The 26,443-nt window shown below is 70.8% G+C and carries 31 protein-coding genes and 1 tRNA gene; 8 read left to right on the plus strand and 24 right to left on the minus strand.

Going from position 1 to position 26,443, the window contains the following annotated elements; all coding sequences use genetic code 11:
* Positions 1–125 precede the first annotated feature (125 nt).
* The gene (locus tag DPM19_RS36200; RefSeq protein ID WP_233510028.1) at positions 126–380 is read right to left on the minus strand and encodes a hypothetical protein; all 255 of its coding nucleotides are present in this window, start codon (positions 378–380) and stop codon (positions 126–128) included.
* Positions 381–386: 6 nt separating this feature from the next.
* On the opposite strand from DPM19_RS36200, the gene DPM19_RS36205 reads away from it, so the two are divergent.
* From DPM19_RS36205 to DPM19_RS10825, 3 genes are all read left to right on the plus strand, one after another.
* Positions 387–656, plus strand: a complete 270-nt coding sequence (locus DPM19_RS36205) for a cysteine dioxygenase family protein (protein WP_233510029.1) — start codon at positions 387–389, stop codon at positions 654–656.
* A 25-nt stretch (positions 657–681) separates the two neighbouring features.
* Entirely contained in the window at positions 682–1,122 is a 441-nt protein-coding gene (locus tag DPM19_RS10820; RefSeq protein ID WP_111865693.1) for a VOC family protein, read from the plus strand.
* A gap of 67 nt (positions 1,123–1,189) precedes the next feature.
* Positions 1,190–1,690, plus strand: coding sequence for a pyridoxamine 5'-phosphate oxidase family protein (locus DPM19_RS10825; protein WP_111865696.1), 501 nt, complete (start codon positions 1,190–1,192; stop codon positions 1,688–1,690).
* Between the two features lie 371 nt (positions 1,691–2,061).
* Here DPM19_RS10825 and DPM19_RS10830 read toward each other — a convergent pair whose 3' ends face one another.
* The 10 genes from DPM19_RS10830 to DPM19_RS10865 all read right to left on the minus strand — a co-directional run bounded on the left by DPM19_RS10830 (position 2,062) and on the right by DPM19_RS10865 (position 8,878).
* Positions 2,062–3,237, minus strand: a complete 1,176-nt coding sequence (locus DPM19_RS10830) for a tyrosine-type recombinase/integrase (protein WP_111865698.1) — start codon at positions 3,235–3,237, stop codon at positions 2,062–2,064.
* Positions 3,237–3,473 carry a helix-turn-helix domain-containing protein gene (locus DPM19_RS10835; RefSeq protein ID WP_111865700.1) on the minus strand — a complete coding sequence of 79 codons (237 nt, stop codon included), beginning with the start codon at positions 3,471–3,473 and terminating at the stop codon, positions 3,237–3,239. The genes DPM19_RS10830 and DPM19_RS10835 overlap by 1 nt, the downstream gene beginning before the upstream one ends.
* The gene (locus DPM19_RS10840) at positions 3,470–4,846 is read right to left on the minus strand and encodes a replication initiator (RefSeq protein ID WP_233510030.1); all 1,377 of its coding nucleotides are present in this window, start codon (positions 4,844–4,846) and stop codon (positions 3,470–3,472) included. Before DPM19_RS10840 ends, DPM19_RS10835 begins: the two co-directional genes overlap by 4 nt.
* Positions 4,847–5,002: 156 nt before the next feature.
* Positions 5,003–5,158, minus strand: a complete 156-nt coding sequence (locus DPM19_RS35670) for a hypothetical protein (protein ID WP_199484981.1) — start codon at positions 5,156–5,158, stop codon at positions 5,003–5,005.
* Positions 5,159–5,204: 46 nt separating this feature from the next.
* Entirely contained in the window at positions 5,205–5,423 is a 219-nt protein-coding gene (locus tag DPM19_RS10845) for a hypothetical protein (protein ID WP_111865702.1), read from the minus strand.
* On the minus strand, positions 5,423–5,872 hold the full coding sequence (locus DPM19_RS10850; protein ID WP_111865703.1) for a hypothetical protein: 450 nt from the start codon (positions 5,870–5,872) through the stop codon (positions 5,423–5,425). Before DPM19_RS10850 ends, DPM19_RS10845 begins: the two co-directional genes overlap by 1 nt.
* Positions 5,873–5,896: 24 nt before the next feature.
* Positions 5,897–6,736: a DUF2637 domain-containing protein gene (locus tag DPM19_RS10855; RefSeq protein ID WP_111865705.1), complete on the minus strand. Its 840-nt coding sequence runs from the start codon at positions 6,734–6,736 to the stop codon at positions 5,897–5,899.
* Positions 6,733–7,026, minus strand: a complete 294-nt coding sequence (locus DPM19_RS34805; RefSeq protein ID WP_146778807.1) for a hypothetical protein — start codon at positions 7,024–7,026, stop codon at positions 6,733–6,735. The genes DPM19_RS10855 and DPM19_RS34805 overlap by 4 nt, the downstream gene beginning before the upstream one ends.
* A gap of 96 nt (positions 7,027–7,122) precedes the next feature.
* Positions 7,123–8,496, minus strand: a complete 1,374-nt coding sequence (locus tag DPM19_RS10860) for an FtsK/SpoIIIE domain-containing protein (RefSeq protein ID WP_111865708.1) — start codon at positions 8,494–8,496, stop codon at positions 7,123–7,125.
* A 13-nt stretch (positions 8,497–8,509) separates the two neighbouring features.
* Positions 8,510–8,878: an SCO3933 family regulatory protein gene (locus DPM19_RS10865; protein ID WP_111865710.1), complete on the minus strand. Its 369-nt coding sequence runs from the start codon at positions 8,876–8,878 to the stop codon at positions 8,510–8,512.
* A gap of 130 nt (positions 8,879–9,008) precedes the next feature.
* On the opposite strand from DPM19_RS10865, the gene DPM19_RS10870 reads away from it, so the two are divergent.
* Positions 9,009–9,389, plus strand: coding sequence for a GntR family transcriptional regulator (locus DPM19_RS10870; protein WP_111865713.1), 381 nt, complete (start codon positions 9,009–9,011; stop codon positions 9,387–9,389).
* Here DPM19_RS10870 and DPM19_RS10875 read toward each other — a convergent pair.
* From DPM19_RS10875 to DPM19_RS10885, 3 genes are read right to left on the minus strand one after another with little or no spacing between them, the layout of a single operon-like run.
* Positions 9,349–10,041 (minus strand): hypothetical protein, encoded by a 693-nt coding sequence (locus tag DPM19_RS10875; protein WP_111865716.1) that lies wholly within the window; start codon positions 10,039–10,041, stop codon positions 9,349–9,351. The two genes, DPM19_RS10870 and DPM19_RS10875, sit on opposite strands and share 41 nt — an antisense overlap.
* Complete coding sequence (locus DPM19_RS10880) at positions 10,038–10,244, minus strand: hypothetical protein (protein WP_111865718.1); 207 nt, start codon at positions 10,242–10,244, stop codon at positions 10,038–10,040. The genes DPM19_RS10875 and DPM19_RS10880 overlap by 4 nt, the downstream gene beginning before the upstream one ends.
* Positions 10,244–10,510: a hypothetical protein gene (locus DPM19_RS10885; protein WP_146778808.1), complete on the minus strand. Its 267-nt coding sequence runs from the start codon at positions 10,508–10,510 to the stop codon at positions 10,244–10,246. The genes DPM19_RS10880 and DPM19_RS10885 overlap by 1 nt, the downstream gene beginning before the upstream one ends.
* A 222-nt stretch (positions 10,511–10,732) precedes the next feature.
* Between DPM19_RS10885 and DPM19_RS10890 the strand changes: the two genes are divergently transcribed.
* From DPM19_RS10890 to DPM19_RS10900, 3 genes are read left to right on the plus strand one after another with little or no spacing between them, the layout of a single operon-like run.
* Complete coding sequence (locus DPM19_RS10890; protein ID WP_111865723.1) at positions 10,733–11,674, plus strand: XRE family transcriptional regulator; 942 nt, start codon at positions 10,733–10,735, stop codon at positions 11,672–11,674.
* Positions 11,671–12,852: a hypothetical protein gene (locus DPM19_RS10895; protein WP_146778809.1), complete on the plus strand. Its 1,182-nt coding sequence runs from the start codon at positions 11,671–11,673 to the stop codon at positions 12,850–12,852. The genes DPM19_RS10890 and DPM19_RS10895 overlap by 4 nt, the downstream gene beginning before the upstream one ends.
* Positions 12,806–13,237: a gamma-glutamylcyclotransferase family protein gene (locus DPM19_RS10900; protein WP_233510031.1), complete on the plus strand. Its 432-nt coding sequence runs from the start codon at positions 12,806–12,808 to the stop codon at positions 13,235–13,237. The genes DPM19_RS10895 and DPM19_RS10900 overlap by 47 nt, the downstream gene beginning before the upstream one ends.
* Before the next feature lie 106 nt (positions 13,238–13,343).
* On the opposite strand, the gene DPM19_RS34810 is transcribed toward DPM19_RS10900, so the two are convergent.
* From DPM19_RS34810 to DPM19_RS10915, 3 genes are all read right to left on the minus strand, one after another.
* Positions 13,344–13,829 carry a hypothetical protein gene (locus DPM19_RS34810; RefSeq protein ID WP_146778810.1) on the minus strand — a complete coding sequence of 162 codons (486 nt, stop codon included), beginning with the start codon at positions 13,827–13,829 and terminating at the stop codon, positions 13,344–13,346.
* A gap of 197 nt (positions 13,830–14,026) precedes the next feature.
* Complete coding sequence (locus tag DPM19_RS10910; protein WP_146778811.1) at positions 14,027–16,489, minus strand: tetratricopeptide repeat protein; 2,463 nt, start codon at positions 16,487–16,489, stop codon at positions 14,027–14,029.
* 807 nt (positions 16,490–17,296) lie between these two features.
* Positions 17,297–17,378: transfer RNA gene (locus DPM19_RS10915), tRNA-Tyr, on the minus strand.
* A 166-nt stretch (positions 17,379–17,544) separates the two neighbouring features.
* Here DPM19_RS10915 and DPM19_RS10920 point away from each other — a divergent pair.
* A complete protein-coding gene (locus DPM19_RS10920) occupies positions 17,545–18,036 on the plus strand; it encodes a YajQ family cyclic di-GMP-binding protein (protein ID WP_111865734.1) in 492 nt (163 codons plus the stop codon).
* A 225-nt stretch (positions 18,037–18,261) separates the two neighbouring features.
* Here DPM19_RS10920 and htpX read toward each other — a convergent pair whose 3' ends face one another.
* The 7 genes from htpX to DPM19_RS10955 form a co-directional block, all read right to left on the minus strand.
* The gene (gene htpX / locus DPM19_RS10925; protein WP_111865737.1) at positions 18,262–19,125 is read right to left on the minus strand and encodes a zinc metalloprotease HtpX; all 864 of its coding nucleotides are present in this window, start codon (positions 19,123–19,125) and stop codon (positions 18,262–18,264) included.
* A 79-nt stretch (positions 19,126–19,204) separates the two neighbouring features.
* The gene (locus tag DPM19_RS10930) at positions 19,205–20,659 is read right to left on the minus strand and encodes an NADH-quinone oxidoreductase subunit N (RefSeq protein WP_111865740.1); all 1,455 of its coding nucleotides are present in this window, start codon (positions 20,657–20,659) and stop codon (positions 19,205–19,207) included.
* On the minus strand, positions 20,659–22,698 hold the full coding sequence (locus tag DPM19_RS10935) for an NADH-quinone oxidoreductase subunit M (RefSeq protein ID WP_146778812.1): 2,040 nt from the start codon (positions 22,696–22,698) through the stop codon (positions 20,659–20,661). Before DPM19_RS10935 ends, DPM19_RS10930 begins: the two co-directional genes overlap by 1 nt.
* Positions 22,699–22,819: 121 nt before the next feature.
* The gene (locus tag DPM19_RS10940; protein ID WP_199484982.1) at positions 22,820–24,832 is read right to left on the minus strand and encodes an NADH-quinone oxidoreductase subunit 5 family protein; all 2,013 of its coding nucleotides are present in this window, start codon (positions 24,830–24,832) and stop codon (positions 22,820–22,822) included.
* Positions 24,829–25,215 carry an NADH-quinone oxidoreductase subunit NuoK gene (gene nuoK / locus DPM19_RS10945; RefSeq protein WP_111865742.1) on the minus strand — a complete coding sequence of 129 codons (387 nt, stop codon included), beginning with the start codon at positions 25,213–25,215 and terminating at the stop codon, positions 24,829–24,831. The genes DPM19_RS10940 and nuoK overlap by 4 nt, the downstream gene beginning before the upstream one ends.
* Positions 25,215–25,760, minus strand: coding sequence for an NADH-quinone oxidoreductase subunit J family protein (locus tag DPM19_RS10950; protein ID WP_111865745.1), 546 nt, complete (start codon positions 25,758–25,760; stop codon positions 25,215–25,217). Before DPM19_RS10950 ends, nuoK begins: the two co-directional genes overlap by 1 nt.
* Positions 25,757–26,284, minus strand: coding sequence for a NuoI/complex I 23 kDa subunit family protein (locus tag DPM19_RS10955; protein WP_233510032.1), 528 nt, complete (start codon positions 26,282–26,284; stop codon positions 25,757–25,759). Before DPM19_RS10955 ends, DPM19_RS10950 begins: the two co-directional genes overlap by 4 nt.
* Between the last annotated feature and the right edge of the window lie 159 nt (positions 26,285–26,443).

Below are 26,443 nucleotides of genomic sequence, written 5' to 3' on the forward strand. Positions count from 1 at the left end.
CTCGCAGGCCAGCCCTCTTCCCAAGGCCACCGTCCTCGCCGCACCGGAGGCAGTCGACGCCCGCTGACCGGCCGGCCGACGCCGGTCTCCGCCTCCGTGCGGTTCCGGCTCGCTGACCAAGATCATCAGAGTTGGGCTCGCAGGGTTTCCGTATCGGCTCGTTCGGCTCGGGCGTCCAGGCGTTCCCACGCCTCGATGGAGCGGGCCAGCTCGGAACCGTCCTCGTGGAGGCGCCCGCGGGCCCGGGCGAGGCAGGCCGCCGTCCAGGCGTTCTCCTCAGCGAGCGGGGTGGCGGCCGCCAGCAGGTCCGTGGCGTCGGGCAGGCCCGCCGCCACGGCCAGTTCCGCGCCCGCCGTCCCGGCGCGCTGACCCGGGTCCACGACCACGTGACCTGGTGCGTGTTCGGCGTCCTGGCCGGCGTGGAACACGAGGATCTGTACGCGCTCTCCGAGGACGGCACCACACTGACCGAGATCGGCGGCAAGGCGAACCGGGCCGGCGAGGTCAGCGGCTTCGCCCCGCCCGGCGACATCCACCGCGTCCGCAACATCGGCGACGACACCGCCGTCTCCCTGCACATCTACGGAACCGACCTGCGCCGCGTCGGCTCCAGCGTCCGCCGTTTCTATGATCTCCCGACCGAAGCCACCGAATGAGCACCCCGAAAGAACGAGGGCCGGCATGACGATTCAGCGAATGGACAACATCGGCATCACCGTCGACGACCTTGAGGCCGTCATCGCGTTCTTCATCGAACTGGGCCTGGAACTGGAGGGCAGGGCGCTGGTCGAGGGGCCTTGGGCGGCACGGCTCGTCGGGCTCGACGACCAGCGAGTCGACATCGCGATGATGCGGACCCCGGACGGCCACGGGCGGATCGAGCTGGCGAAGTACCACACGCCGAAGCCGATCAGCGGCGTGCCGAGGGACGCCCCGGCGAACACGCTGGGCATCCGCCGCATCATGTTCGCGGTCGACGACATCGACGACGCCATCGCCCGCCTGCTCGCCCACGGCGCCGAACTCGTCGGCGACGTGACGCAGTACGAGGACAGCTACCGGCTCTGCTACCTCCGCGGCCCCGAGGGCATCGTCGTCGCGCTGGCCGAGGAGCTCGGCTGACGGCCCGTCGCGGCCGACCTGCGAGAACGGCCCACTGTACGGGCCGAAAACGACAACAGGAGGAACCGTGCAACCGAACGAGATCGTCGAGGTTCTGAACCGGCCGATCAGTCAGGAACTGCTGGCTCGCGACATGACCCGCCTGGCCTACGTCGCCATGGACGGCACGCCTCGCAACATCCCGATCATCTTCGCCTGGAACGGCTCGGAGATCGTCGTGTGCACTCCGAAGAACGCTCCGAAGCTCCGGGCCCTGCGCGAGAACCCGATGGTCGCCCTGACGATCGACACCGAGGTGCACCCGCCCAAGATCCTGCTCATCCGGGGCCGGGCCGAGCTGGACTACGTCGATGACATCCCGGACGAGTACCTCCAGGCGACCAGCACCTACGAGATGAGTCCCGAGCAACGGGTCGAGTGGGAGGCGGAGGTGCGTTCGCTCTACCACGACGGCATGGTCCGGATCGTCGTGACCCCGACCTGGGTGAAGCTGATCGACTTCGAGACGACCCTGCCGAGCGCGGTCGAGGAGCTGATCCGGCAGCGAGCGGAACGCCAGCGCGCCTGAGAGCGGGCGGGCGCCCATCGGCCGCGTTCCCGGCCACGCCCCGGGCGGCACCGACCGGGGTGTGGCATTCGGACCGCCCCGCTTCCGTTCCTCGGGCCGTGGCCGGCCCTGCGGTACAGGTCGAGGTTGCCCTCGAACACCGAGGCTCCGTGGTGCGCCAGGCCCGGGATCCCGTGCCCCACGCGTGCCTCACCGGGCGGTGATCAAGGGGGGCCACGGGAAGAACGCGAAAGCGGCGCCGGGCCCCGTTCGACGAGGTCAGACGCCGCTTCGCAGAGTGTGGCGGGTCCAGGGTTCGAACCTGGGTAGGCTAAGCCGACAGATTTACAGATGTCCGGACGATTCTTGATCGCTCCCGGCTCCGCCGCAGGTCAGGCGGTTGTTTCTCCGGTCGGTTGGGCTTCCTCGTCGCCGCCGTGCCCCACTCGTGCCCCAGGGCCGCCCGCGCCCTCTTTCCGTGCCCCCGGCGGCTTGCGGTCGAGCGCATCGGCGATCTCGGCGTCACGGGCTTCCACCGCCCGAGCGTAGTGGCGGGTCGTGACGCTCGCGTTGGAGTGGCCCAGCCGGCGGGCCGCCGCCATGACGCCGTGCCGGTCGGCCACCCAGGTCGCGTGGGTGGCCCTCAGGTCATGCGGGGTGACGTCGACCAGGCCCGCCTTCTCCGCCGCCGGGTCGAAGTACCACCGGCGCCAGGAGTTGTAGTGGAACGCCTTGCCGGTACGGCCGGTGAACAGCAGCGTCTCGGGCGCCTGGTCGAGGTCGGCCAGGTGCGCGCGGAGCCGGTCGACCAGGAAGGCCGGAAGGGTGATCTCCCTGCGCTGGTGGGACTTGGGCGAGCCGAACACGTGCTTTCCCGCGATCTCCACCACGGCCTCAGCGACCCGGAGCCGCCCGTTGTCCAGGTCGAGGTGAGCGCGGCGCAGCGCGAACGCCTCCCCCACCCGCAGCCCGCCGAAGGCGAGGAGTTGCACGAGGAGGTCATGGGGTCGCCGCGCGCTGGACACGAGCCGATCGACCTCTTCGGGGGTCAGGATGCGGGGTTCGGTCTGCGGTAGCCGAGGCAGCTTCACGCCCCTGCACGGGGACGCCTTGATCAGGTCGTTGTCGACGGCCGATGTCATGATCTGCGAGAGGACGATGTACGCCTGTCGGATCCGGGACGGGCTCAACCCCCGTCCGACCATGCGCGCCACCCACTCACTGACCGCGATCGGCCGTACCTCGGCGACCTGGAGAACGCCGAAGGCCGGTTCGATCTGCGTCTTGATCAGCGAGGCGTACAGCGCCCGGGTCTTGGGCTTCAAGCTCGGCCCCGCGGACGCCAGCCATCGCGCGCTCCAGTCCTTGACCATGGTCTTTCCTGCGTCCGGATCCAGCCACTCCCCTCGTGCGATCTCCGCTTCCTTCAGGGTCAGCCAGCGGACCGCGTCCCGCTTGTTCTTGAACGTCATCGGCGCGGTACGCCGACGCCCCTCAGGGTCCCGGTAACGGGCCTGCCAGCGCCCGGACGGCAGTTCCCGCGCACTCCCGAAGTGCCGCTTGACCATCAGGCCGCCGCCCTTTCCCTACCGCCGTGCAAGGTGACCGGCTCGACCCGACCGGCCGCGATGAACTCCAGGAGCGCACTCTCAGCGATGCGTACGTGTCGGCCGAAGTGGTGGAAGGCGATCCGGCGTTCTTCGATCAGCCGCCGGACAAACCGTTCTTTCGTGTTCAGCAGCTCCGCAGCCTCAGCAGCGGTCAAGAACCGTTCCAGCGCTGGCCCCTTTCGAGTGGTGGTCATGTCGATGAGCCCCCTTGCTGAGGGCTGAGTGGTGGTAGCGGTTGGCCGGTCAGCGCGGCAGTCAGCAGCGCTTCACCGGGGGTGAGGCCCTGTCCGACGTAGCGCCAGTCAGCGAGGACGATCACGGGTTCCTCGTCGGGGAAGGGCAGCCGCCCGGTAGTGATCTCGGCCTCTCGCCGGTTGTGGTCGATGCGGTCGGCGCGCAACGTGCCGAGGGTGGTGGAGTAGTCGCGGGATTTGGTGGAGAAGTGGCCGCGGAAGCCGAGCATGTGCGCCCACTCGGCCAACCGCAGGCCCGCCAACTCCTCCATGGCGCCCAGGCGCAGGCACTCGGTGATCAGCCGCCGGGCGTGCGCCGACACCGGCAACTCGGCCGGATCGTCAGTGGGCCGAATACGGCGGTCCAGGGTGCCGACGCACTCAGCGGCTTTGGTGGCGTACTTAGCCACGTAGCCGGCCACCGCCTTGTCAGTGAGTTCCCCACTCGTGGTGATGGGTCGAACGTCGACCTGATCCCCCCAGGCCAGCGACCGGGCGGGCAGGTCCGGCGCCGTCGGAGTCGACACCGTGACGACCCCGGCCGCCTCATTGACCGCATCGGCAAGGAGTGCGTAGGTGGCCCAGCCAGGCGGGGTCGAGGCCGGGCCGTCGGGCCCGTCCAGGCGGATGACGGCGTGGAAGTGCACGACCCCGCGCCGCTGGTATTCGGCGACCTTGGCGAACGACACGGTGAGCACGTCGCGCAGTTCGCGGACCGTCAGCCCGGCGGCTTTGGCGATACGCCGCCGCAGGGCCAGGGTGAAGCGCCGCCACAGTTCCGGGGCCAGGGCGTTGAACAGCACGGACCCGGCATGGTCGTAGCAGTCCGGGCACAACGGCTGCCCAAGCCGGGAATCATCGGCGCCGTGCCGGGTGGTGCAGGAAAGCACCCGCCCATGCGGGCACGGGACTGCGTTCCGCCGAGGGTGGCAGGGTGCCACCGACCCGCCGGGGGTCTCCCGCCGCGAATGCACCACCCCGAACGACGGCGCGGTCAAGGTGACGAACGCCGCCGGATGGGCGGCCACCGACGCCGGAACACCTTTGCCGCCGGCCAACCCGGCGCGGATGAGCTGGTAGGTATCGGCCCGGTAGGTCTCGGCGCACGCTGGGCAGCGGGAAGCCCGCCGGGTCTTGCACGCCACCCGCAGCACCCCGCCGGGTTCGTGGGCGGTGGAGTAGCGGTGCAGCAGTTGTCCCGTGGCCGGGTCCCGGTAGTCGACCCGGCCTTTGAGGTGGATCGGCTGAGCACACCCGCCGGTCGCCCGGGCACGAGCGGCCCACCGGGGAAAGTCGGGCCGGTTGGCTTTGTCGGCCAGGTCCCGGGCGACCAACGGCGTGATCCGATGCGGACTCACAGCGGGCGCGGTGTGCGGCACGGCGGGCGGACCTCCCAGAAGACACGAAGACGGGAACAGAACGAGGGCCAGGAGCAGGAGGAGCGAGGCGCCGGCGGAGCGGTAAGGCCAGCCCCGCCGGGTGCGGTCGGGTCAGAAGACGGAGGCGAACACCGCCAGCGCATCGGCCAGGGTGCCCAGGCCGTGGGCGAGGGCGGTTGCGGTGTCGGCTGCTGCGGCGGGGTGGCGCAGCACGTACAGGGCCAGGACGATCCAGAAGAGGGCGAAGCAGCAGCGGCGCACGAACATCGGTGGGGTCTCCGTTCGGTCGGAAGCCGGGCGAGAGGTAAGCAGGTCAGGTGTGGCCGGCTCCGTCGCAGCCGGGGCAGGTGTGGCCGGCTGAGTTCAGGCCGCCCCCGCCGCACTGGTCGCACGCCCAGCCGCGGACTACCGGCACGAGCGGGGTGAGGGGCTTGGAGTTCTCGGCCGGGTCGGGGTTGTCGGTGGGGCGGGCCCGCTCGACCAGGCCGCCGTGTGGGGTCGGGTCGAGTGGGCCGGGGCGGTCGGTGTTCATCAGGCCGCCGGGTCGTGGGTGGTGTCGGCGGCCGGGGTGGTGGTCGGGGTGGTGTCGGGGGTGACGTTGTCGGCGTAGGTCATCAGCGCGGCGTAACGGGCGCCGGAGTGGTCGGGGATGTGCACGGCGCGGTAGGTGATGCGGCCGAAGGTGCGGGAGGTGGTGTAGTGGCCGCCGTCGGCGGTGTCGTCGATGACCTGGGCGCCCAGCAGGGCGGCGATGCGGTCGATCTCGGCGCGTCCGCTTTCCTCGGTGTGGTCACGGTCGGTGTAGATGGGGTAGTCGCGCCCGTACTCCTCCACCGGCACGGCCGGGTGGGTCTCCAGGAAGTCCGCCAGGGCGCGCAGGCCGGTGATGGTCTGGTGGCGGGCCAGCAGGTCCCCGGGCACGATCGGCGCCAGAGCGTCTGGGCGAACGGTGTGGACGGTGTGGGTGTGGCGGGTGGTCATGGGTGTTCTCCCTTGCAACAGCGATCAGGCGGCGGTGTCGGTGGTGGCGCGCAGGTGGCGCAGCAGTTCGGAGGCGAGCTGGTTGGAGACCCCCAGCCGGGCGCGTAGGGCGTCGCGGGTGATCGGTTTGCCGTGCCGGGTGTGGTGCTCGTCGGCGACGCGGCGGGCGAACTCCACCAGCGGCCCCGCCGGCCCCGCCGACGAAGACGGACCCGCCGAGGAAGATGGGCCCGCAGTGGCCGGGGCGGGTACTGGGTCGGTGGGGAGTGGGAGTGCGGTTTGCTTCTCGTCCCCGGCAGCCGGGGGCCGGGTGGGGGCGGCCGGGGCGAGTTCGGGCCGGGCCTCGTCCGCCACCGCCCCCGAGGAGGAGGCAGCGGACGAAACGGGCGAGGCGACCGGGGGCGGGGAGGGGTTGCCGAAGGACGGTGGGACGGCCCCACCCGATGAGGACGGGACGGCCGACCGGCCCGCGGGACGAGCGGCCCCGGAGGCACGGCGCTCCAGCATCGAGACCGCGACCAGGAACGCCACCGCCGGAGTCGCCGCCGTCACCCACCCCCACGCCGACGGGTGGGCTTGGGCGAGGTTGGCGGCCAGGGACAGCAGGATCCCGCCGACCAGGACGCAGGTGGGCCACGACACCGCCCGGACAGCACGGCCGGTGCGCTTGTCGCGCTGGCGTTCACGCGCCGCCATGACGCAGGTCAGGTCGATGCACACGGCGATGGCCCAGGCCATCCACCCGTGCTGGCCGTGCTCGGCAGCGGTGTCGCGGATGTGGGTGAAGGACCCGGCCGCCGCGATCCCTGCCAGCACCAGGACCGGCCCGGAGTCGACCACCGCCGAGCCCAGCCGCCGGTTCACGCCACGCCCCTACCGGTGACCGCATCCAGCAGCGCGACGAACTCCAGGTCACACCGGTGTTCCTCGGCCCAGGTGTGCGCGTCGGTCAGGGTGGCCGGAAGAACCGTGTCGGTGCAGCGGGAGCAGCAGGCGACGTAGGCGCCGCGCTCATCGCTCCACTCCACCGCCACCGGGTCGACCGGCCCCCGCCGCCGGGACGAGCGGGGACGGGGCGGGACGGCCGGGGACGAGGACGAGGGACCGGCCGAACGGGCAGTACGGGGACGAAGGATGATCACTCGGGCGTTCACGAGAACTCCTCAAACGGTTCCGGGCATGGGTCGGGTAGGGACGTGGCGCGCAGGGCCCGCGCCGAGCCGAAGGAGAGAGGGAGAGAGGGAGAGAGGTTAGGCGGCTTGCTCGCCGGTCCAGGACGGCCGGTCAGGGAGCGCGGCCGGGGTGGTGGTCGAGGTGACCTGCTCCCACGGCGGGGTCAGGTGCGCGTAGGTGGTCGCGGCGTGTTCGGCGGCTTGTTCGGGGAGGTAGGCCGAGCGGGCGCGGTGCCAAGAGCCGTCTTGGCCAGCCACCACGCACACCCCCGGAGTCTCCGCCGCGATCACCCGCGCGGCATCCAACGCGTCCGGGTCCAGGTCCCCCAACGCCATCGTGGCGGTTTCGGGGTCGTTGACCCGGTGGCACACCCGGCCGGAGAGTTGGGAGCGCAGCGCGGTGACGCCGGGGCCGAGGTCGGAGCCGATGCGCTGCCCGCAGACGATCAGGTGGACGGCGAAGGCCCGGCCGAGCTGGGCGACCCGCAGCAGCGCGACCCCGGTCCGGGTGACCTCGTCTTTTTCGGTGCGGTCGGCCATGAGGAACAGTTCGGCCACCTCGTCCACCAGCAGCACCACCGGCACCGGCCGCACGCTCTCCGGGAGCGTCCAGACGTTGCGGGCACCATGGGCCCGGCACAGGGCCATGCGGTTTTCCAGTTCGGCCACCAGGTCCGAGAGCAGGGCCACGCATTCGGTGCGGGTGGTGCCCAGCGCCGACAGCCGTGGGGCGTAGGGGGTGAACTCGACCCCGCCCTTGAGATCGAAGCCGACCAGGGCGACCGGTTGCGGGGACAGGCCGGCGATGATCGCGTTGGCCAGGTTCGACTTCCCCGACTGTGTGGCGCCCACGATCATCCAGTGCGGCACCGTCCGCAGGTCCATCACCCACGCCCGCCCGTCCTCCAGGCGGCCCGGCCGCACGGTCAGCAGGTCCGCCGACTCGGCGACCGCAGCGACCTCGGCCAGCGGGTCCGTGCGGGTAGCGACCAGGACCAGCCGGCCCGGGCGGGTCTCCAGGACCCGCACCGCGTGCACCCGCCAGGCGTGCGCCAACCGTTCGGCCACCGCCGCGTAGTCCGCCGGGATCTGCCCGTCATGCAGCCGCACCGGCAGGCGCCACCCGATCGGAGTGGGCCGGATCAGGCCCAGCCGGGGAGCGCGGTCGATGTCGACCCGGCGCATCCGCCGCTTGTACTCCACCACCGACGCCGCCGACCGCGCCGCCGGACCCACCACCGGCAACGCGTCCAGGGTCAACCGCCAGGCCCGACGACGGCGGGTGAGCTTGCACCCACCCGCCACATGCGACCACGTCAGATACACCCACACCGCACGGGCCGGGAACCCGACCCCGTACCAGAACGACGCCGGGTGATGGCGACGCCAGGCCCAGAGCCCGGCCGCCGCAGCGACCAGGGCCCCGAGCACGTAAACCAGCGTGTCACTCATGATCGGGCGCCCCTCAGGCCGCCGCAGCCGACGGCGAAGCCGGACCCGACTCGACCGCCGCAGCGGCGGAGACGATCCGCTCGGCCCGGTAGGCGATCCCCCACCGCAACCGGCCGTCACGGGTCTGCTCCCAGGGGAACCCCACCAGCCCCACCGGGCGAACGATCTCCCCCAGGCCGATCCCGGGGTCCCCGGAGACGTTGACGTTGATCAGTTCGGCCCGCCCGGTCGCCTCATCGGCCACCGACAGGCCCACCTGGTAGACCATCGCCCCATGACGGTCCATCTTCACCTCTCCGGTGTCCTGGTCGACCAGCTTGGGACGCGGAGCCGACACGCACACGAACGCCAATCCGTTCGTGTCGACCGGGATGTTGCGCATGGAGCCCTCCTAGACTCAGACACTGACTTCACTACCTACAAAGATACCTAGCAAAGTAGAGAAGTCAACTGATAGACCGAATATTTCCTCAGGTACCTAGAGACCTAGGAGGAGGCTTACACTCTCTGACATGGGAAATCGTCGCCCCACCGACCACCGCAAGCCGTTCGTGCGCATCGCCGACGACCTACGCCGTGACATCGCGGCGGGCAGGTACCCGATCGGCGAGAAGCTGCCGGCGGTCGGCGAACTGGCCGAGCGGTACGGGGTCGCGAGCATGACCGTCGGCAACGCCATGGCGGTCTTGCGCGACGAGGGGTTGATCACCACCAAGCAGGGCGCCCGAAGCACGGTCATCGCCGTGCCCGACGCCCAGAACGCCGAAGCGGCCCCGGCGGAGCGGAGCGAGGAGTTCGAAGTCCTCTTCTCCCAGCTCCAGGAGATCCGGGGCCAGCTTCGGCAGTTGGGTTCTAGGCTGGACGAGCTAGACGAGCGGACTCGGGACCTTTGACCCGCTCGGCGATCTCCGCCACCCGGCCGTGAAGTTCATCGAGTTCCGCCGAGACCTCCGCCAGCATCTCCAGCAGGATCGCGCGCTCTTCCTCTGACAGGCCCATCGCCCACTTCCTGATTCTGGTCACTTCCCGCATGAGGTCGAGCTGGACGACCCGCATGGAGTCGATGACCTGCTGACCCGTCCCCCAGGCCGGAGAACACCCCGGTTCACCGGCAGGGGGCGCATGATCGAACGTGGTCGCCAAAGCGGCGGCCGGGAGCAGCACATCCAGCAGCCTGAACAGCCGGACCGGGTCAGCGAACGGCGGCAACCCCGCCCCCTGTCGGGTGTGCGCGGCCCGCACCAGCAGCCGGGCGACCTGTCGCGTCTCGTCGGTACCGGCGCCCGGATCGGCGAGCCGGTCAAGGTCGGGACAGCCGGACGCGTCCCGCAGCGACCCAGGCGTGACGGCCGAGATGATCCGGACGCACACGTCCACACCATCGAGGAGCCCAGGCCGCCCGAACTCGCCGAACAGCGCACCCACCAGCACCTTCGTTCGCAACTCGTCCCCGGCAAGGTGCGCGTCGATCGCGTGCGTGACCCGTTTGGTGACGGCGAGCTGTTCGGCAGGGCCCAGCGCCCGGAAGCCGTCGAGATCGGTCACCGGACATCACCCGCGCCGGTGTAGTTGCGCAGCCGCCGCAGCAGTTCCGAAGCGCTCTGCCCGTACAGGGCGCCCCAGCCAGGTTGGGTCGCGCTCCACCGGCCGGAGGTTTCTCGGGAGATCCGCCAGTCCGGGAACTCCGTCTGTATCGCGATCTTCCGCCGCTTGATCAGCGCCGCCTCTTCCGACGTCACCTCGCTCATCACTGGCCATCACCCACGAGGCGTAGCCCGGTGATGTGGTCGGCCAGCCGTCGGGCCGCCCCCGCAACGTCGTTGACCGGGTGCTGGTGATTGCCCCGGTTCCAGGAGAAGTAGCGCATGTTGAAGGCGACGAAGACCCAGAAGAAGACGTCCGGGGTATCGGTCAAGACGGCCAGCGCCATCACATCCTCGCGGATCTCGGCCCGGATCTCGTGTTCGACCAGAGCCCCGCGCAACTCGGCCAGCAACTCCAATTCCAGCGACATGCTCACCTCCACTGCCTTGCCTCTCGTCCGGCTGTGGACCGGCGGCGCGGGGTCACGGCCACTTCCTCCACCATTCGAAGGGCCCGCCCGCACCGCGCCGCCGGTCACACTTCGAGAGTGCTCCGAAGGGGTGTCACGCCGCGTTACCGCCGGTATCGCGTCCCGGGCGTCTTGCGCTCATTTCGTCTCGTCTGTGTCGCGTCTCGTGTTACGTTCGCCGCGATGGACTCCCCGGAGAAGACCCCGACCACCGTCCGGCTGAAAGTCCTGCTGCGCGAGCGCCATTGGCAGACCCACCGGACCTTCACCGCCGAATACGACAAGGCCGCCCGGAAGATCGACCCCGTGTTGGTCGGCGCCGGCCCCAGCCGCGCCCAGCTTCACCGCTGGACCTCCGGTGAGCTGAAGGGCCTGCCCTACCCCGATCACTGCCGGGTGCTGGAGAAGATGTTCCCCGGCTGGACGGCCGCGCAGTTGTTCGAGCCCGCCGCCGAGGAGGAAGAGGGCCAGGCCGCCGAGCCCGGCCCCGAACCCCCGGCACCGGCCGAGGCGACCCGCCGGGCCCCGGCCGACCCGGCCGCGGGTACTTGGGGTGACAGCATCCGCGGCCATATCGTCGAGCTGTCGATCCGGCTTGATATCGACATCGCCCCGGACGGGTGGGCCCGGTTGGTCAACCGCCATGAACTGCTGAACCTCAGCGACACCCCGTTGACCCGGGTGTCCCGAGAGTTGTGGTTTGAGAACACGCGCGGCCCGCTGGCCATCACCCCGACCGACGACTGTGAGCGCCGGATGATGATCCGCCGCCTGCACGACACGGCGAACCTGGCCAAATTCGCCTGCCAGATCTCCCCGCCGCTCCAACCAGGGGAATCGGCCGTCCTAGCCTTCTCCTGTGAGGACGGGCAGTTCGTTGACGACCACTACTGGCGCCAGGGCATCTCACGCCACGTCCGGCAGTTCACCATGCGCGTCCGCCAGCGCGGAGCCGGCCACCTGCTCAACTGCTCGGCCATCGAAGAACACCCCGACGGCGCAGAGCACTCGGCCGACGCCGGACTGATCTGGGACTACGAGGACGGAGACGCGGTGATCACCCTCACCCGTGAATACCTGCGCCCCAACCAGGCCATCACCTTGCGTTGGGACGTGCCGCGGTGAACGTCCGCGATGAGGCCGAGCAGATCATCCGGGCATGGAACGCCTACGAGACGCGCCGCACCGGGTCACCGGTCATCGACTTCGACTGCCACCCCACCGGAGACGAGGCCGAGCCCGCCGCCGACCGGTTGGAGGTCTACCGGCGCCTGACCGAACTACGCGCCATCGCAGACGGCCCGGTCGCCGTCCGGCTTGACGCCGATATCGCCTACCTCGGCGCCCTGCTGGGCGAACGCGCCCCGCTGGCCGGCTACGTGCGCGCGACCCAGGGATGCGACACCGCCGGATGGCCACAGGAGTACGTGACCCACCGCGCCGACCAGGCCCGCACCGCCCTGGACGGCTTGGGCATCGGATGGGACGCCGACACGGCCACGGCATTGGAGCAGGCCGAAGGGCCGATCGACGCAGAAGAGGCGCCCGAGGCGATCCGCCAGGCCGCCGCCGAGTACGAACCCGCCGTCCGCCAGGCCACCGGCTCAGACGCCCCGTACACGCTAAAGATCGAGAACGCCGACGTTGACGCCTACTGGGCGTACTGGCTGGACGGGGCAGGCGACCAGGTGCGGCTACGCCTCAACACCCGTAACTCCCGCTTCACCAAGGTCAGCGCCCGCCAGTTCGCCCTACACGAAGTACTCGGCCACGGGTTGCAAAGCGCCAGCCTCTCCGCCCAGGCCACCGCCCAAGACGTCCCGTGGGTCCGCCTGCTATCGGTGCACGCCCCCCAACAGGTGATGTTGGAGGGACTGGCCCAGGCCATGCCCCTACTCATCACCCCCGACGAGGAGATCCTGACCGCCCGGGTACGCCTCGACCACTACACCCAACTCGTCCGCGCCGAACTCCATCTAGCCATCAACGACGGCGCCCCCATCACCGAATGCGCCCAGCACGCCCGCCGCCGTATCCCTTGGTGGAGCGACGCCGCCATCGCCGATGCGCTCACCGACCGCAGCACCAACCCCGAACTACGGTCCTACCTGTGGGCCTACCCCGCGGGTATCGACTGGTTCGCCGCTCTCGCCGAGGCCGACGCTAGGGTGATCCGGGAGGTACTCCATGCCGCATACCGGGCCCCACTCACCCCTACCGACCTCGCGGACCTCTGGCCCGCAGGACCGCCTATCGGTGGACCCGGACGCCCTGTTCGTCTACGGCACACTCCAATTCCCTGAAGTCCTCCACGCCCTCATCGACCGGGTACCGGCCCACACCCCCGCCCAAGCCCCAGGCTGGAGAGTCACCGCCCTCCCCGAACGCGTCTACCCCGGACTGGTCCCCGGACAACAGACCGCCGCCGGCTACCTGCTCACCGGACTCAGCCCCGAGGAATGGCGCGTCTTGGATGCGTTCGAAGATCCGGTGTACGAGCTGCGCCGCCTACACCTCACCGACAACCGCCACGGATGGGCCTACGTCTGCAACCCCGAAGCAGACACCCTCGATGAGGACTGGTCGCTAGAGATCTTCACCGCGCAGCACCTCCCGGCCTACGTCGACCGCTGCGCAGCATGGCGCCAACGCCACGAAGCCCGCCAGAACCAGGAACAGGCCAGCTAGACCCGGGTTCCCTAAGCCCTACAGGCAGGAGCCATCCCGCCCAATCCTCGACAAGGGCTTCTCTGCTTGCTGGCTCGCTCTCGCCGCGATGAACGCGCAGCGCCAGCTAACCCACCACTCCGCTGACGCGGCGCAGCACGCTGATAAAGAGGCGTCGGGCGCGCTCTGCTCCATCCAGCTGCTCCATGAGCTCCGGTCGATCGGCAAGGAACTGCTGATGCCCGTCCGCATAGGACAGTGGCCCATGAGGGCTGACAGCACTGGAGTGTTCTTGATTCATCTGCTCTGCCCACTCGGCCACGACCAGGTATCCAGCGAGCAACTCGACCAGCCGATCATCAAAAGCCGACCGGTCCACCGCCAAAGCCAAGCGCAGCAACGGCGCAGTAGACCACAACCGCCCCAGACGGACCTCTAGTCCTTCATCGCGATGCGGCGGCGGATGCTGAGCGTCCCGCCACATCCCTTTCATGACCTCACGAGCCAGATGAGCTTCCTGAGGCGTCGGCTCCCACTCCCCCGACTCCAGCACACGCCTGGCCTCCCGCAGAACCGGCCCCAGCCCCGCGAGTCTGATCGAATCATCAAGCACAAGGCCATGCTGCCACCAGCCGAGCCCAGCGCTTGCGGCATGAGGCACACGACAGCAACTTCTCGATCCCCGGATGAGAACTTTCTTCACGGGTTCAAGGGCGCCCCGCTAAAGCGGGCCGCCGGCCGGTTCGTCCGAGCCGGGCATGCGGCCTGTTCCGGCCGGTCCCGGCCCGGCCGCCCGGCCGCTTCGACGGTTTATTCAGCCTGCGAGCGTAGTTCCGCCGCTTCGTCATGCGCCGACTGCGCGTCAGCCAGGCGACCCAACTCCGAGAACACGACGCCGAGGCTGTTCAGGGAACCGGCGAGGTCAGGGCGGTAACGGTCGGGGTAGGCAACGGCCAACTCCCGGTAGGTCTCGACGGCTTCCTCAGTGACCGACAACGCCTCAGCCGAACGACCCAACTCCGAGAACAAGATGCCGAGGTTATGCAGGGAACTGGCGAGGTCAGGGCGGTAACGGTCGGGGTAGGCAACGGCCAACTCCCGCCGGATCTCGACGGCTTCCTCAGTGACCGACAACGCCTCAGCCGAACGACCCAACTCCGAGAACACGACGCCGAGGCTGTTCAGGGAATTGGCGAGGTCAGGGCGGTAACGGTCGGGGTAGGCAACGGCCAACTCCCGCCGGATCTCGACGGCTTCCTCAGTGACCGACAACGCCTCAGCCGAACGACCCAACTCCGAGAACACGACGCCGAGGCTGTTCAGGGAATTGGCGAGGTCAGGGCGGTAACGGTCGGGGTAGGCAACGGCCAACTCCCGGTAGGTCTCGACGGCTTCCTCAGTGACCGACAACGCCTCAGCCGAACGACCCAACTCCGAGAACAAGATGCCGAGGTTATGCAGGGAACTGGCGAGGTCAGGGCGGTAACGGTCGGGGTAGGCAACGGCCAACTCCCGGTAGGTCTCGACGGCTTCCTCAGTGACCGACAACGCCTCAGCCGAACGACCCAACTCCGAGAACCTGACGCCGAGGTTATGCAGGGAACTGGCGAGGTCAGGGCGGTAACGGCCGGGGTAGGCAACGGCCAACTCCCGCCGGATCTCGACGGCTTCCTCGATGACCGACAACGCCTCAGCCGAACGACCCAACTCCGAGAACACGACGCCGAGGCTGTTCAGGGAACGGGCGAGGTCAGGGCGGTAACGGTCGGGGTAGGCAACGGCCAACTCCCGCCGGATCTCGACGGCTTCCTCAGTGACCGACAACGCCTCAGCCGAACGACCCAACTCCGAGAACACGACGCCGAGGTTATGCAGGGAACCGGCGAGGTCAGGGCGGTAACGGTCGGGGTAGGCAACGGCCAACTCCCGGTAGGTCTCGACGGCTTCCTCAGTGACCGACAACGTCTCAGCTGGGCGGCCTGTCTGGGCGAGGGTGGTGCCGTGCCAGGTGAGCCATCGGGCGTGTTCAGCGGTTCGGCCGGGGCCGAGGGCATCGAGGATGCGGCGGGTGATGGCCAGGTCGGCTTCTGCGAGAGCCAGGGAGGGGTAGGGGATGGCGTTGGAGATCGCCGAGAGCAACGGCAGGTCCTCGGGCAGGTCGGTGATGACCCGTTCCAGCAGGGGTAGGAGCCGTTCCAGCAGCGGTGTCGCGGTGGGCTGGTCGGTTGATGCGCGGCCGAGCAGGGTCACCGCGCGCAGCACCTGCCGGTCATCCAGATCAGACAACAAGAGGTCAGCGAGCCCGGGAGAGGCGTCGAGTTGGGCGATCACGTGGTGTTCGGCGAGACGGTCCGGTTGCAGCGACCCCAGCCACTCCCCATCAGCGGGTGGATACAGCTCCCGCAACCATGCCGCCAACCGGTCTGCGCCCCCCACCTCCCGAACACGTTTTGCTAAAGCGACCGCGGCAGCCTCGTCCACAGCCCCTAGCAGGCACGCCGCAGCGACCATGCGTCGCAGCGTCCCGACCCCGACCCCGGTCGTCCCCTCCAGCAGGCCCGCCCGCCCGGCGGTGCCGATCCAAAAACGCTCCTCGTGTTCCAGCAGCTCACCGAGCACATCAGCGACCCCGACCCGCACCTCCGGCACCGGAGCCCGCCCGGCGGCTTCCCCCTCAGCCGTCCGCAGCACCGCCACCAAAGCCGCCGCGTGCAGATCCAGCACCCGAGCCCGCCCCGGACCCGCCTCCACCAGCACCCGCGGCATCACCTGAACCCCGACCTCGGCAGCGAACACCACCGCCGCGGCATTCACCAACTCCTCATCAGTAACATCGGCCTCCACCACCGTCGGCAGATCCTCACCCGCATAAGCGCCAGCCATCAGGCCCCGCACGGCCCGTTCGGCCCCCTTCAACCGTTCCCACCACTCACCCGCGCTCCGGGCCAGCAACAACACCCGGATCTCACCGTCATCGGCCGCGACCTGACGCAACATCCCCACCAGCCCGGTACGGACCTCTGCGTAATCCACCACCAGCAGAACCCGGCCCTCCCATACCGCCCGCACCGCCTCGACCGCCGAACCCTCACCGCCATCAGCGACCTGCACACACCGCCACCCGACCTGTGACAGGCGCGCACACAACTCCACCCCCAGCCGGGTCTTGCCCACCCCACCAGGCCCCGTCACCAACCGCACCCGCCCACCGGCCGCACCCTCACACCAACCGACCAGACCCGCCAACTCCTCACCGCGGCCGACGAAGTCCACCACCTCACGAGAGGGCACCAGCAACCCCGCCGGACCCCCCGCCCCCACTGGCAATACCGAGACACCCGCCAGTGCCTCCACCGCCGCACGCCGAAGGCGACGAGCACCCAACCCCTCACTCACAAACGAACCAGCAGCCCCCGCAGCAACCGCAACCCCCACAGCCGAGACCACCCGCCAACCCAACGACCAGTTCTCAGGAACCCACGCCCCAGCAGCCGCCGCCCCACCCGCGACCACCAACAGCAACAACCAACCCACCGGCCGGACCCCACGACCACCCATCCCCCCACCATCACCCACCCGAGCGAAGCAGCCGACCGCAAACACCCAACGAAGCCAGACCGTGACAAATCCAGCCCCACACCGGCAAGCCGATCAAGCACAAAGCAAGCGCCCCATAGCCCCCGGCCCCCGCGCACCGCCGGCCACCGGCCGCCATTCAGGGCTGGAAGCTCCTGGCTGCTGCCCCCCGTCCCCGTCCCACCGCAGGTTAAGGACGAACACAGGTTGTGATTTCCCAAGCTGATGTTCAGGACGGTCGCCGTGGGTGGTCGGGCACTGTTTGGGGTTGGGGGCTCCCGCTGCCGCCCCCGCTTCCGTTCCTCGGGCCGTAGCCGGCCCTGCGGTACGGGTCGGGGTTGCCCTCGAATCGCCAAGACCCTGCGGTGCGCCGGACCCCGGATGCCGTGCCCCACGCGTGCCCCACAGGGCGGTGATCAAGGGGGAACCACGGGGACTCACGGGGAGAACGCGAAAGCGGCGCCGGGCCCCGTTCGACGAGGTCAGACGCCGCTTCGCAGAGTGTGGCGGGTCCAGGGTTCGAACCTGGGTAGGCTAAGCCGACAGATTTACAGTCTGCTCCCTTTGGCCACTCGGGCAACCCGCCGTGGTGGCACCGCTTCCGCGATGACATCGGAAAGGATAGCGGACTCCCGGGGCCATAGTGACATCGGGACGAGGGCGCCGGGACGTGGTGCGAGACTGGGGGTTCGCCGGGGCGGGGCCGCTCCGGGCGCACCCTGACCGAGACGACCCGTGAAGGACTTGAACCCGTGGCTTCGGAGTCATCGTTCGACATCGTGAGCAAGCTCGACCGGCAAGAGGTCGACAACGCGCTGAACCAGGCCGCCAAGGAGATCGGCACCCGCTTCGACTTCAGGAACGTCGACGCGGGGATCAAATGGTCCGGCGAGGCGATCGAGGTCCAGGCCAACAGCGAGGAGCGGGCCAACGCGGTCCTCGACGTGTTCAAGGACAAGCTGGTCAAACGCAAGATCTCACTCAAGGCCATCGACGCCGGCGAGCCGCGCATCTCCGGCAAGATCTACAAGCTGGGGGTGGCCCTCAAGGAGGGCATCTCCCAGGAGGACGCCAAGAAGATCGGCAAGATCGTCCGGGATGAGGGGCCGAAGGGCGTCAAGGCCCAGATCCAGGGCGACGAGCTGCGGGTGAGCTCCAAGAAGAAGGACGACCTCCAGGCGGTCATGACCCTGCTGAAGGGCAAGGACCTCGACGTCGCCCTCCAGTTCGTCAACTACCGGTAGGTGGACGGACGCGGCCGGCCGAGCCCTCCCCTAAGCTCAGCCGGCCGCGCGACCGGCGGAGACCACACCCGCGCCAGTGAGGGCGGCCCCGCCGCGATCCGGCCCCGACGGCCGGAACGTCCGGGGACGGTGCCGGCCGCCTTCCCGCTCAAAGGCGGTCCGACCCCGTCCATATGTGTGTGACGCGGACAGACCGCCATGAGTTCGGACGAATTCTCAGCAATTTCACCAGGGGTCGGTCCGGCGGGCCATGTCCTGGAGGCGGGCGATCCGCTCCGCGGTCGGCGGGTGCGTGGAGAACAGCTTGACCAGCCCCTGGTTGCGGAAGGGGTTGGCGATCATCAGCGAACCGGTGGACGCCAGCGGCCCGTCGGCCGGCAGCGGCATCGCCTTGGTGCCCGCCTCGATCTTGTGCAGCGCGCTGGCCAGCGCCAGCGGGTCGCCGGTGAGCCGGGCCCCCGCCACGTCCGCCTGGTACTCCCGGGTCCGGCTGATCGCCAACTGCACGATGGTCGCCGCCACCGGCCCGAGGATCAGCATCAGCAGGGCGCCCAGCATCCCGGGCCCCTCCTCGTCCTCGGACCGCCCCACCGGCAGGAAGATCGCCAGATAGGACAGGTAGGTGATCACCGTGGCCAGCGCGGCGGCCACCGACGCGGTCAGGACGTCCCGGTTGTAGACGTGTGAGAGCTCGTGGCCGAGCACCGCCCGCAGTTCCCGCTCGTCCAGCATCTGCAGGATGCCCCGGGTGCAGCACACCGCGGCGTTGCGCGGGTTGCGCCCGGTGGCGAACGCGTTGGGCTGCATCGTCTCCGAGACGTACAGCCGGGGCATCGGCTGCCGCGCCGAGTTCGACAGCTCGCGCACCAGGCGGTACAGCACCGGCACCTCGACCTCGCTGACCGGATGGGCGCGCATGGTGCGCAGCGCGATCCGGTCGCTGAAGAAGTACGCGATCCCGTTGGTGACCAGCGCGATCACGAGAGCGACGGCCAGCCCGCCGCGGCCGCCCAGCCCCCAGCCGATCACCAGCACCAGCGCGGAGAGCGCACCGAGCAGCGCCGCGGTCTTCAATCCGTTGAATCCCACCGTTCGTCACCTCCCCTAGACCACTCGACTACCCCGTCCACTATGAAAAACGGCATGGCCAGGACGGACGTTCCAGACGTCAGGTGGCCAGGGTGACCGCCTGGAGCACCAGTTGCGGGGCGGCCGAAAGCACCACGACGCCGGCCAGGGTGGCGGCGAGGGCCGGGCGCAGCGGCCGACCGATAGGCCGGGCCTGGACCGCCTCCTCGGCGGGGGCGAACAGCCGGGCCGCCCAGGCCAGGTAGTAGTACAGCCCGATCGCGGTGTTGACGGCCATCACCACCGCCAGCCAGGTCACGCCTCCGGCCACGGTCGCCCGGAAGACCACGATCTTGGCGATCATGCCGATCACCCCGGGCGGCAGCCCGGCCAGGCAGATCAGGAAGAACGCCAGCGCCGCCGCGGTCACCGGATTCGACCGGGCCAGCCCCCGGTAGCCGCCCAGATCCGTGATCTTGACGGCGATGACCACGGCGAACGCGCCCAGGTTCATCACCGAATAGATCGCCACATAGGCGACGGTCGCCGCCACCGCCTCGGGCAGCCGGTCCGTTCCGACGGCGAGCGGGGCCAGCATGTAGCCCGACTGGGCCACCGACGACCAGGCCAGCAGCCGCACCGCGTGCCGCTGGCGCAGCGCCACCAGGTTGCCGACGGTCATCGTGACCGCGGCGAGCACCGCGATCAGCGGCCCCCAGACGTGCCCGTACCGGGGAAAACCCAGCACCAGCACGATCGCCAGCCCGGCGAACCCCGCGGCCTTCGACACCACCGACAGGAACGCGGCCACGGGCAGCGGCGCGCCCTGGTAGACGTCCGGCGCCCAGAAGTGGAACGGCACCGCGGCGACCTTGAACGCGAACCCGGCCAGGACGAGCACCACACCGACGGCCGCCACCGGCGCCAGGTCCGGGCCGGGCCGGGCGACGGCGATCCGGTCGAGGTGCATCGCCCCGGTGGACCCGTACACCAGGCTGATCCCGAACAGCATGACCGCGGCCGAGACCACCGAGACCAGGAACAGCTTCAGCGCGGCCTCGCCCGCCCGCCCGTCGTACCGGCGCAACGCCACCAGCGCGAAGACCGGCAGCGACAGGGTCTCCAGCGCCACCACCAGGGTGACCAGGTCGCGGGCGGCGACCAGGACGAGCGCCCCCGCGATCGCGGCGAGCAGCAGGAAGTGGTACTCCCCCACCGGCAGCCGGGACTCGGCGACCTCCGCCACCGACAGCAGCACAACGATCACCGCCGCGGCCAGGACCAGGCCCTGGAACAGCAGGGTGAACCCGTCGGCCACGTACGAGCAGGAGGACGGCCCCTGACCGCGCAGGCCGGCGGGCAGGCAGAAGGTGGCCCGCCGATCACCGGCCGCCAGCACGACCACCGCGCCCAGCGCGACGAGCAGCGCGCCCGAGGCGAGCCAGCCCAGCAGCCGGCCCGGCACGTCGAACGCGTCCGCGAGCAGCAACGCGACGGCGGCGACGGCCACGATCAGCGGCGGCGCGATCGCCGCGTAGTCGATGCCCTGGATCATCACCCACCCCCCAGCAGCGCCCGGACGGGGGCGGCGGTGAGGTCCAGCAGCAGCTTGGGCCAGAGCCCGACCAGCAGGATCAGCGCGACGAGCGGCGTCCAGACCGCGTACTCGGCCCGCTCCGCGTCCGCACCTGGTGCGGGCAGGCGAGCCACGCCCTCCCGCGCTTCCGCACCGCCCGCAGGTGACGCGGGAAGGCGAGCCGCGCCCTCCGGTGCCTCTGGCCCACCGTCACCGCCCGCGAGTGATGCGGGAACCGCGTCCTCCCGCGCGCCCAGGCCACCGTCACCGCCCGCAGCCGAGGAGGGAAGGCCGGCCACGTCCTCTCGCACGTCTGCACCGCCCGCAGGTGACGCAGGAAAATGCGCTGCGCCCTCCCGCGCGTCCGGCCTTCCATCACCACCCGCGGGTGACGCGGGAACCGCGTCCTCCCGCGCGTCCGGGCCGCCCTCACCGCCCGCGACCGAGGAGGCCAGGCCGGCCTCGTCCTCTCGTGCCTCCGGGCCACCGCCACCGCTCGCAGGGGATGCGGGCAAGCCGGCCTCGTCCTCTCGTGCCTCGGGGCCACCGCCACCGTTCACAAGGGATGCGGGCAAGCCGGCCTCGTCCTCCCTCCCCCCCGGGCCACCATCGCCGTCCACGGGCGACGCGGGAACCGCGTCCTCCCGCTCCGGCCCGCCCTCCAGGCCCGCGGACGGGCGGCCGTGGGTGACCTTGGCGAGCAGCCGCAGGAAGTACGCCGCGGTGAGCACCGCGCCGAGCCCGCCCACGACCATGTAGATCAGGAACGCGGTGCGCGGCAGCTCCGGATCGGGGCGGTACGCGCCGAGCAGTGCCAGCATCTCGCCCCAGAAACCGGCCAGCCCGGGCAGCCCCAGGCTCGCCACCGCGGCGAACGTCAGGAACGATGCCAGGCGGGGGGCGCGGGCGAGCATTCCGCCGCCCAGCGCGTCGAGGTCGCCGGTGCCGTACCGCTCCTTGACCGTCCCGGCCAGGAAGAACAGCAGCCCGGTGATCAGGCCGTGCGCGACGTTGCCGAACAGCGCCGCGTTCACCCCGACCGGGGTCAGCGTGGCGATGCCCAGCAGGACGAAGCCCATGTGCCCCACCGAGGAGTACGCGATCAGGCGCTTGAGGTCACGCTGGGCCAGGCAGGCCAGCGCCCCGTACACGATGCCGACCACCGCGAGCAGGCCCAGCCCGGGCGCCCACACCTCGGCGCCCTCGGGGGCCATCGGCAGGGCGATCCGGACGAAGCCGTAGGTGCCCATCTTGAGCAGCACCCCGGCGAGCAGCACCGATCCGACGGTCGGGGCCTCGGTGTGCGCGTCCGGCAGCCAGGTGTGCAGCGGCCACATCGGCGCCTTGACCGCCAGCCCCAGCCCGACCAGCAGGAACGCGGTGACCTGCACGCCGCGGGACAGCCCCGCGCCGTGCCGGTCGGCCAGCTCGACCATGTCGAGGGTGCCCGCGTTCACCCCGATCAGCAGCAGGCCCACCAGCAGGGCGCCGGAGCCCAGCAGCGTGTAGAGGATGAACTTGTACGCCGCCCGCCGCCGGCCCGGCCCGCCCCAGATCGCGATCACCGCGTACATGGGGATCAGCACGACCTCGAAGAGGACGAAGAACAGCAGCAGGTCGAGGGCGACGAAGGTGCCGAGCATCCCGACTTCGAGCGTCAGCAGCAGCGCGGTGAGCAGCCGGGCGTGCCCGCCCGCCTGCGGACGCCGCACCAGATGGACGAAGCACAGGAACGTCAGCAGCGCGGTGAGCAGCACCAGCGGCAGCGAGACCCCGTCGACACCGAGGTGGAAGCGCAGGCCGATCGCGGGCGCCCAGGCCAGGTCGATCTCGTGCCGCATACCGGCGGTTCCGGGCCGGAACCCGACCGCCGCCGCCATGGCGAGCAGCAGCGTGAGACCCGAGACGCCCACCCCGTACCGGCGCACCGCCGCGTCCCCGGGCAGGAACCGCCCGGCGGGGACCAGCAGCGCCAACGCCCCCGCCAGCGGGACCGCCAGCATGATCGCCAGGATCATCCGCGCCACCTCGCCCACGGAGCACCGCCATCCGGCCGCCCGGCCAGGGGCATGACCATCAGGATCAGCCGTGCGCCCCGCCCTCCGGAGCGCCGCCACCCGGCGGGCACGGCCGGGCGGCTCATTGGAGGACCGCCACGGTCACCGCGATGACCACCACCCCGGCCAGTAGGCCGGTGAGGTAGGTCTGCGGGTTGCCGTCCTGCGGGCGGCGGAGCAGGCCGCCCAGGCCGCGGCTCGCGGGGGCGGCGCCCCGCACCGCGGAGTCGATCACCCGGTCGTCGGTCTCGACCACCAGCCCGGCCAGTGCCCGGACCGGCCGGACGATCACCAGGGCGTACAGTTCGTCCAGGTAGAACGCGCGGGCGAACGGGGCGCGCAGCGGGCCCAGCGCCCGGGCCGGGTCGAGCGCGGGGTCGCGGTTCCACAGCAGGTACACCGCCCCGGCCCCGGCCGCGACCAGCAGCAGCGACAGCAGGGCCGAGCCGAGGTGCGGGCGCAGCGCCGCGTCGCCCAGCCCGAGCAGCCCCAGCAGCGCGGCGGGCACCGCGCAGGCCGCCACCGGCCAGGACATCAGCACCGGCGCCTCGCGCGGCCGGAAGTCCGACCGCGGCTCGCCGAAGAACGTCATCAGCCAGGCCCGGGTCGCGTACGCGGCCGTCACCGCCACCGTGGCCAGCAGGCTCAGGTAGACGACCCAGGCGACCCAGCCGGGGACGTCCACGGAATGCTGGGCGACGGCGACGGCCGGATACGGCTCCGACAGCACCACTCCTGCGCCAGGGGAGGCGTCGGCGGGATGCAGGGCCGCGTGCTGGGCCGCCTCGATGATCGCGTCCTTGCTGAAGAACCCGCTGGCGGGGGGCAGCCCGGCCAGTGCGGCGAAGCCGACGGTCATCGACCAGAAGGTGATCGGCATGGCCCGGCGCAGGCCGCCGTGGTCGCGGAGCAGGTTCGAGCCGGTCACCAGGATCACGCAGCCGGCGGCGAGGAACAGCAGCGCCTTGAACGCCCCGTGGGTCAGCAGGTGGAACGTCGCGGCCTCGCGCGCCCCGACCGCCAGCCCGGCCGCCATGTACGCGAGTTGGCTGATCGTGGAGTAGGCCAGCACCCGTTTGAGGTCGTCTTGGGCGAGGGCGGCCAGCGCCGCGCCCAGCATGGAGATCGCCGCCAGCACGCCGAGCACGGCCAGCGCGGCGGGCGCGGCCGAAAACACCGGGTACAGCCGGACGACGACGTAGATCCCCGCCGCGACCATCGTGGCGGCGTGGATCAGCGCGCTGATCGGGGTGGGGCCGGCCATCGCGTCGGGCAGCCAGGTGTGCAGCGGGAACTGCGCGCTCTTGCCCGCCACCCCGGCGAGCAGCAGCAGCGCGGCCGCAAGGACGGTGCCGTCCGGCAACTGGGGTACTCGGGCCAGCACGTCGTCGATCCAGAACGTCCCGGCGCCGGCCCCCAGGACGAGGATCCCGAGCAGGAACCCGACGTCGCCGAGCCGGGTCACCAGGAACGCCTTGACCGCCGCCCGCGAGTTGGCCCGCTCCTCCCAGTGGTGGCCGATCAGGAAGTACGAGCAGACGCCCATGACCTCCCAGCCGACGTACAGCAGCAGCAGGTCGCCGGCGAACACCACCAGCAGCATCGCCGCGGTGAACAGCGAGACGAACGCCGCGTAGGAGGAGTAGCGCGGGTCCTCGGCCATGTAGGCGATCGAGTAGACCTGCACCGCCAGCGCCACGCAGCAGACCATCAGCCCGACCGCGACGGCCGGGCCGGTCGTCTGGACGCCGATCACGATGTCGACGCCGCCGGTGGGCACCCGGGTGAGCACGCCGCTCCGAACGCCCGGATCGGCCCAGTGGACGATCAGCGTGACCAGCGACAGCAGGGCGGCCAGCCCGGTCGGCACGCAGGCGAGCAGCGCGGGGCCGTTGCGCAGCGGCACCCGCGCGGCCGTCCCGGCGGCCACCGCCCACGACCGCGCGGACGCCCGGGGCCCGCCGCCCGGCACCCAGACTCCGCCCGGCGCGGGGCCGGGGCCGCCGAGCGCCCGGGTCAGCCGCGGCCCGGCCAGGAACCCCGCGAACGCGGCCAAAAACGGCAGCAGGATCATCGCGGAGACGAGCGCGATCACGGCGTGCCCTCCCCGTCCCGGCCGCCGGCGACCGTGGCGGGCGGCCGGTCCGCACCGTCCTCGCCGGGGACGGGGTCGCGGTCGGCGAGGTCGCGCAGCCGGTCGACGTCGACCGTCCGGCGGGTGCGGTAGACCAGCAGCACGATGGCCAGGCCCAGCCCGATCTCGGCGGCGGCGATCACGATGGTGAACAGCGCGAGTACCTGCCCGCCGTGCAGCCGGTCGCGCAGCCAGACGTCGAAGGCGACCAGGTTGAGGTTGACCGCGTTGAGCATCAGCTCGACCGACATCAGCACGAGGATCGCGTTGCGCCGGGCGAGCACCCCGTAGACGCCGAGGGAGAACAGCAGCGCGGCCACCACCGCGGGATAGGCGACGTGCATCAGCCGTCCCCGTCCTCGGGCTCCCCGGCGGGCTCCCCGACCGGCTCCCCGACGTCGCCGCGCGACAGCACGATGGCGCCGATCAGCGCGGCCAGCAGCAGCACCGACAGCACCTCGAAGGGCAGCACCCAGGTGCGGAAGATCGCCGCGCCCAGGCCCTCGGCCGAGCCCGGGCCGGGGTCCAGGTCGATGAAGGCGTCGCGGAAGCCGCGGACCAGCAGGGTCACCAGCACCCCGGCGGTGGCCAGCGCCACCGCCAGGGCGGGCCACCGGTTGCCCGAGTCGAGGTCGGCGGACCGGCCGATCGGCGCCCGGGTGAGCATGATGCCGAACAGCAGCAGGACGACCACCGCGCCGACGTAGATGAGCACCTGCACCCAGGCCACGAACTCGGCGGTCAGCACCAGGTAGCAGCCCGCCAGCGCGCCGAACGACACCACCAGCCACAGCGCGGCGTGCACCAGTTGCCGGCTGGAGACGACGAGCAGCCCGGAGCCGACGGCGACGACGCCGAGCAGGGTGAAGACGATCTCTGCGCCGGTCATGGGCGGCCCCGCTCGGCGGCCCTGGCCGCCGCCGTGACCTCCTTGGGCGGCTCCGCTCCCGGGTCGTGCGCGGGCGGCGGGGGCACCGTCCACATCCACTCGCGAAGGCGTTCCTTCTCGTGCGTCAGCTCGGCGATGTCGTACTCGGCGTATTCGAACTCCGGCGACCAGAACAGCGCGTCGAAGGGACAGACCTCGATGCAGATGCCGCAGTACATGCACAGCGAGAAGTCGATGGCGAACCGGTCGAGCACGTTGCGGGAGCGCGGGCGGCCCCGGCCCTCGGCGGGCAGCGTCTCCTTGTGGGAGTCGATGTAGATGCACCAGTCGGGGCACTCGCGGGCGCACAGCATGCAGACGGTGCAGTTCTCCTCCAGCAGCGCGATCACTCCGCGGCTGCGCGGGGGCAGGTCGGGCTGCACCTCGGGGTACTGGCGCGTGATGGAGGGACGCGCCATCGTCCGCAACGTGACGGCCAGCCCCTTGGCCAGTCCGCCTCCTGGTAGCCGTGCCACGCGCACCATGATTGCGCACCTCGCGGCCCGATGAAACACGGGGCGCGAGGCCGTCACGGACGCGCGTGCCGGAACGGAAAAAGCCGTTCACTCGTCTGAAGAGACGTGATGCATTGGCACAAGGGGCCGTACCATCCTGGTATGGCCTGGTCGGGACAGCCCCCGGGG

The organism is Actinomadura craniellae (assembly GCF_003289645.1).
Lineage (GTDB): Bacteria > Actinomycetota > Actinomycetes > Streptosporangiales > Streptosporangiaceae > Actinomadura_D > Actinomadura_D craniellae.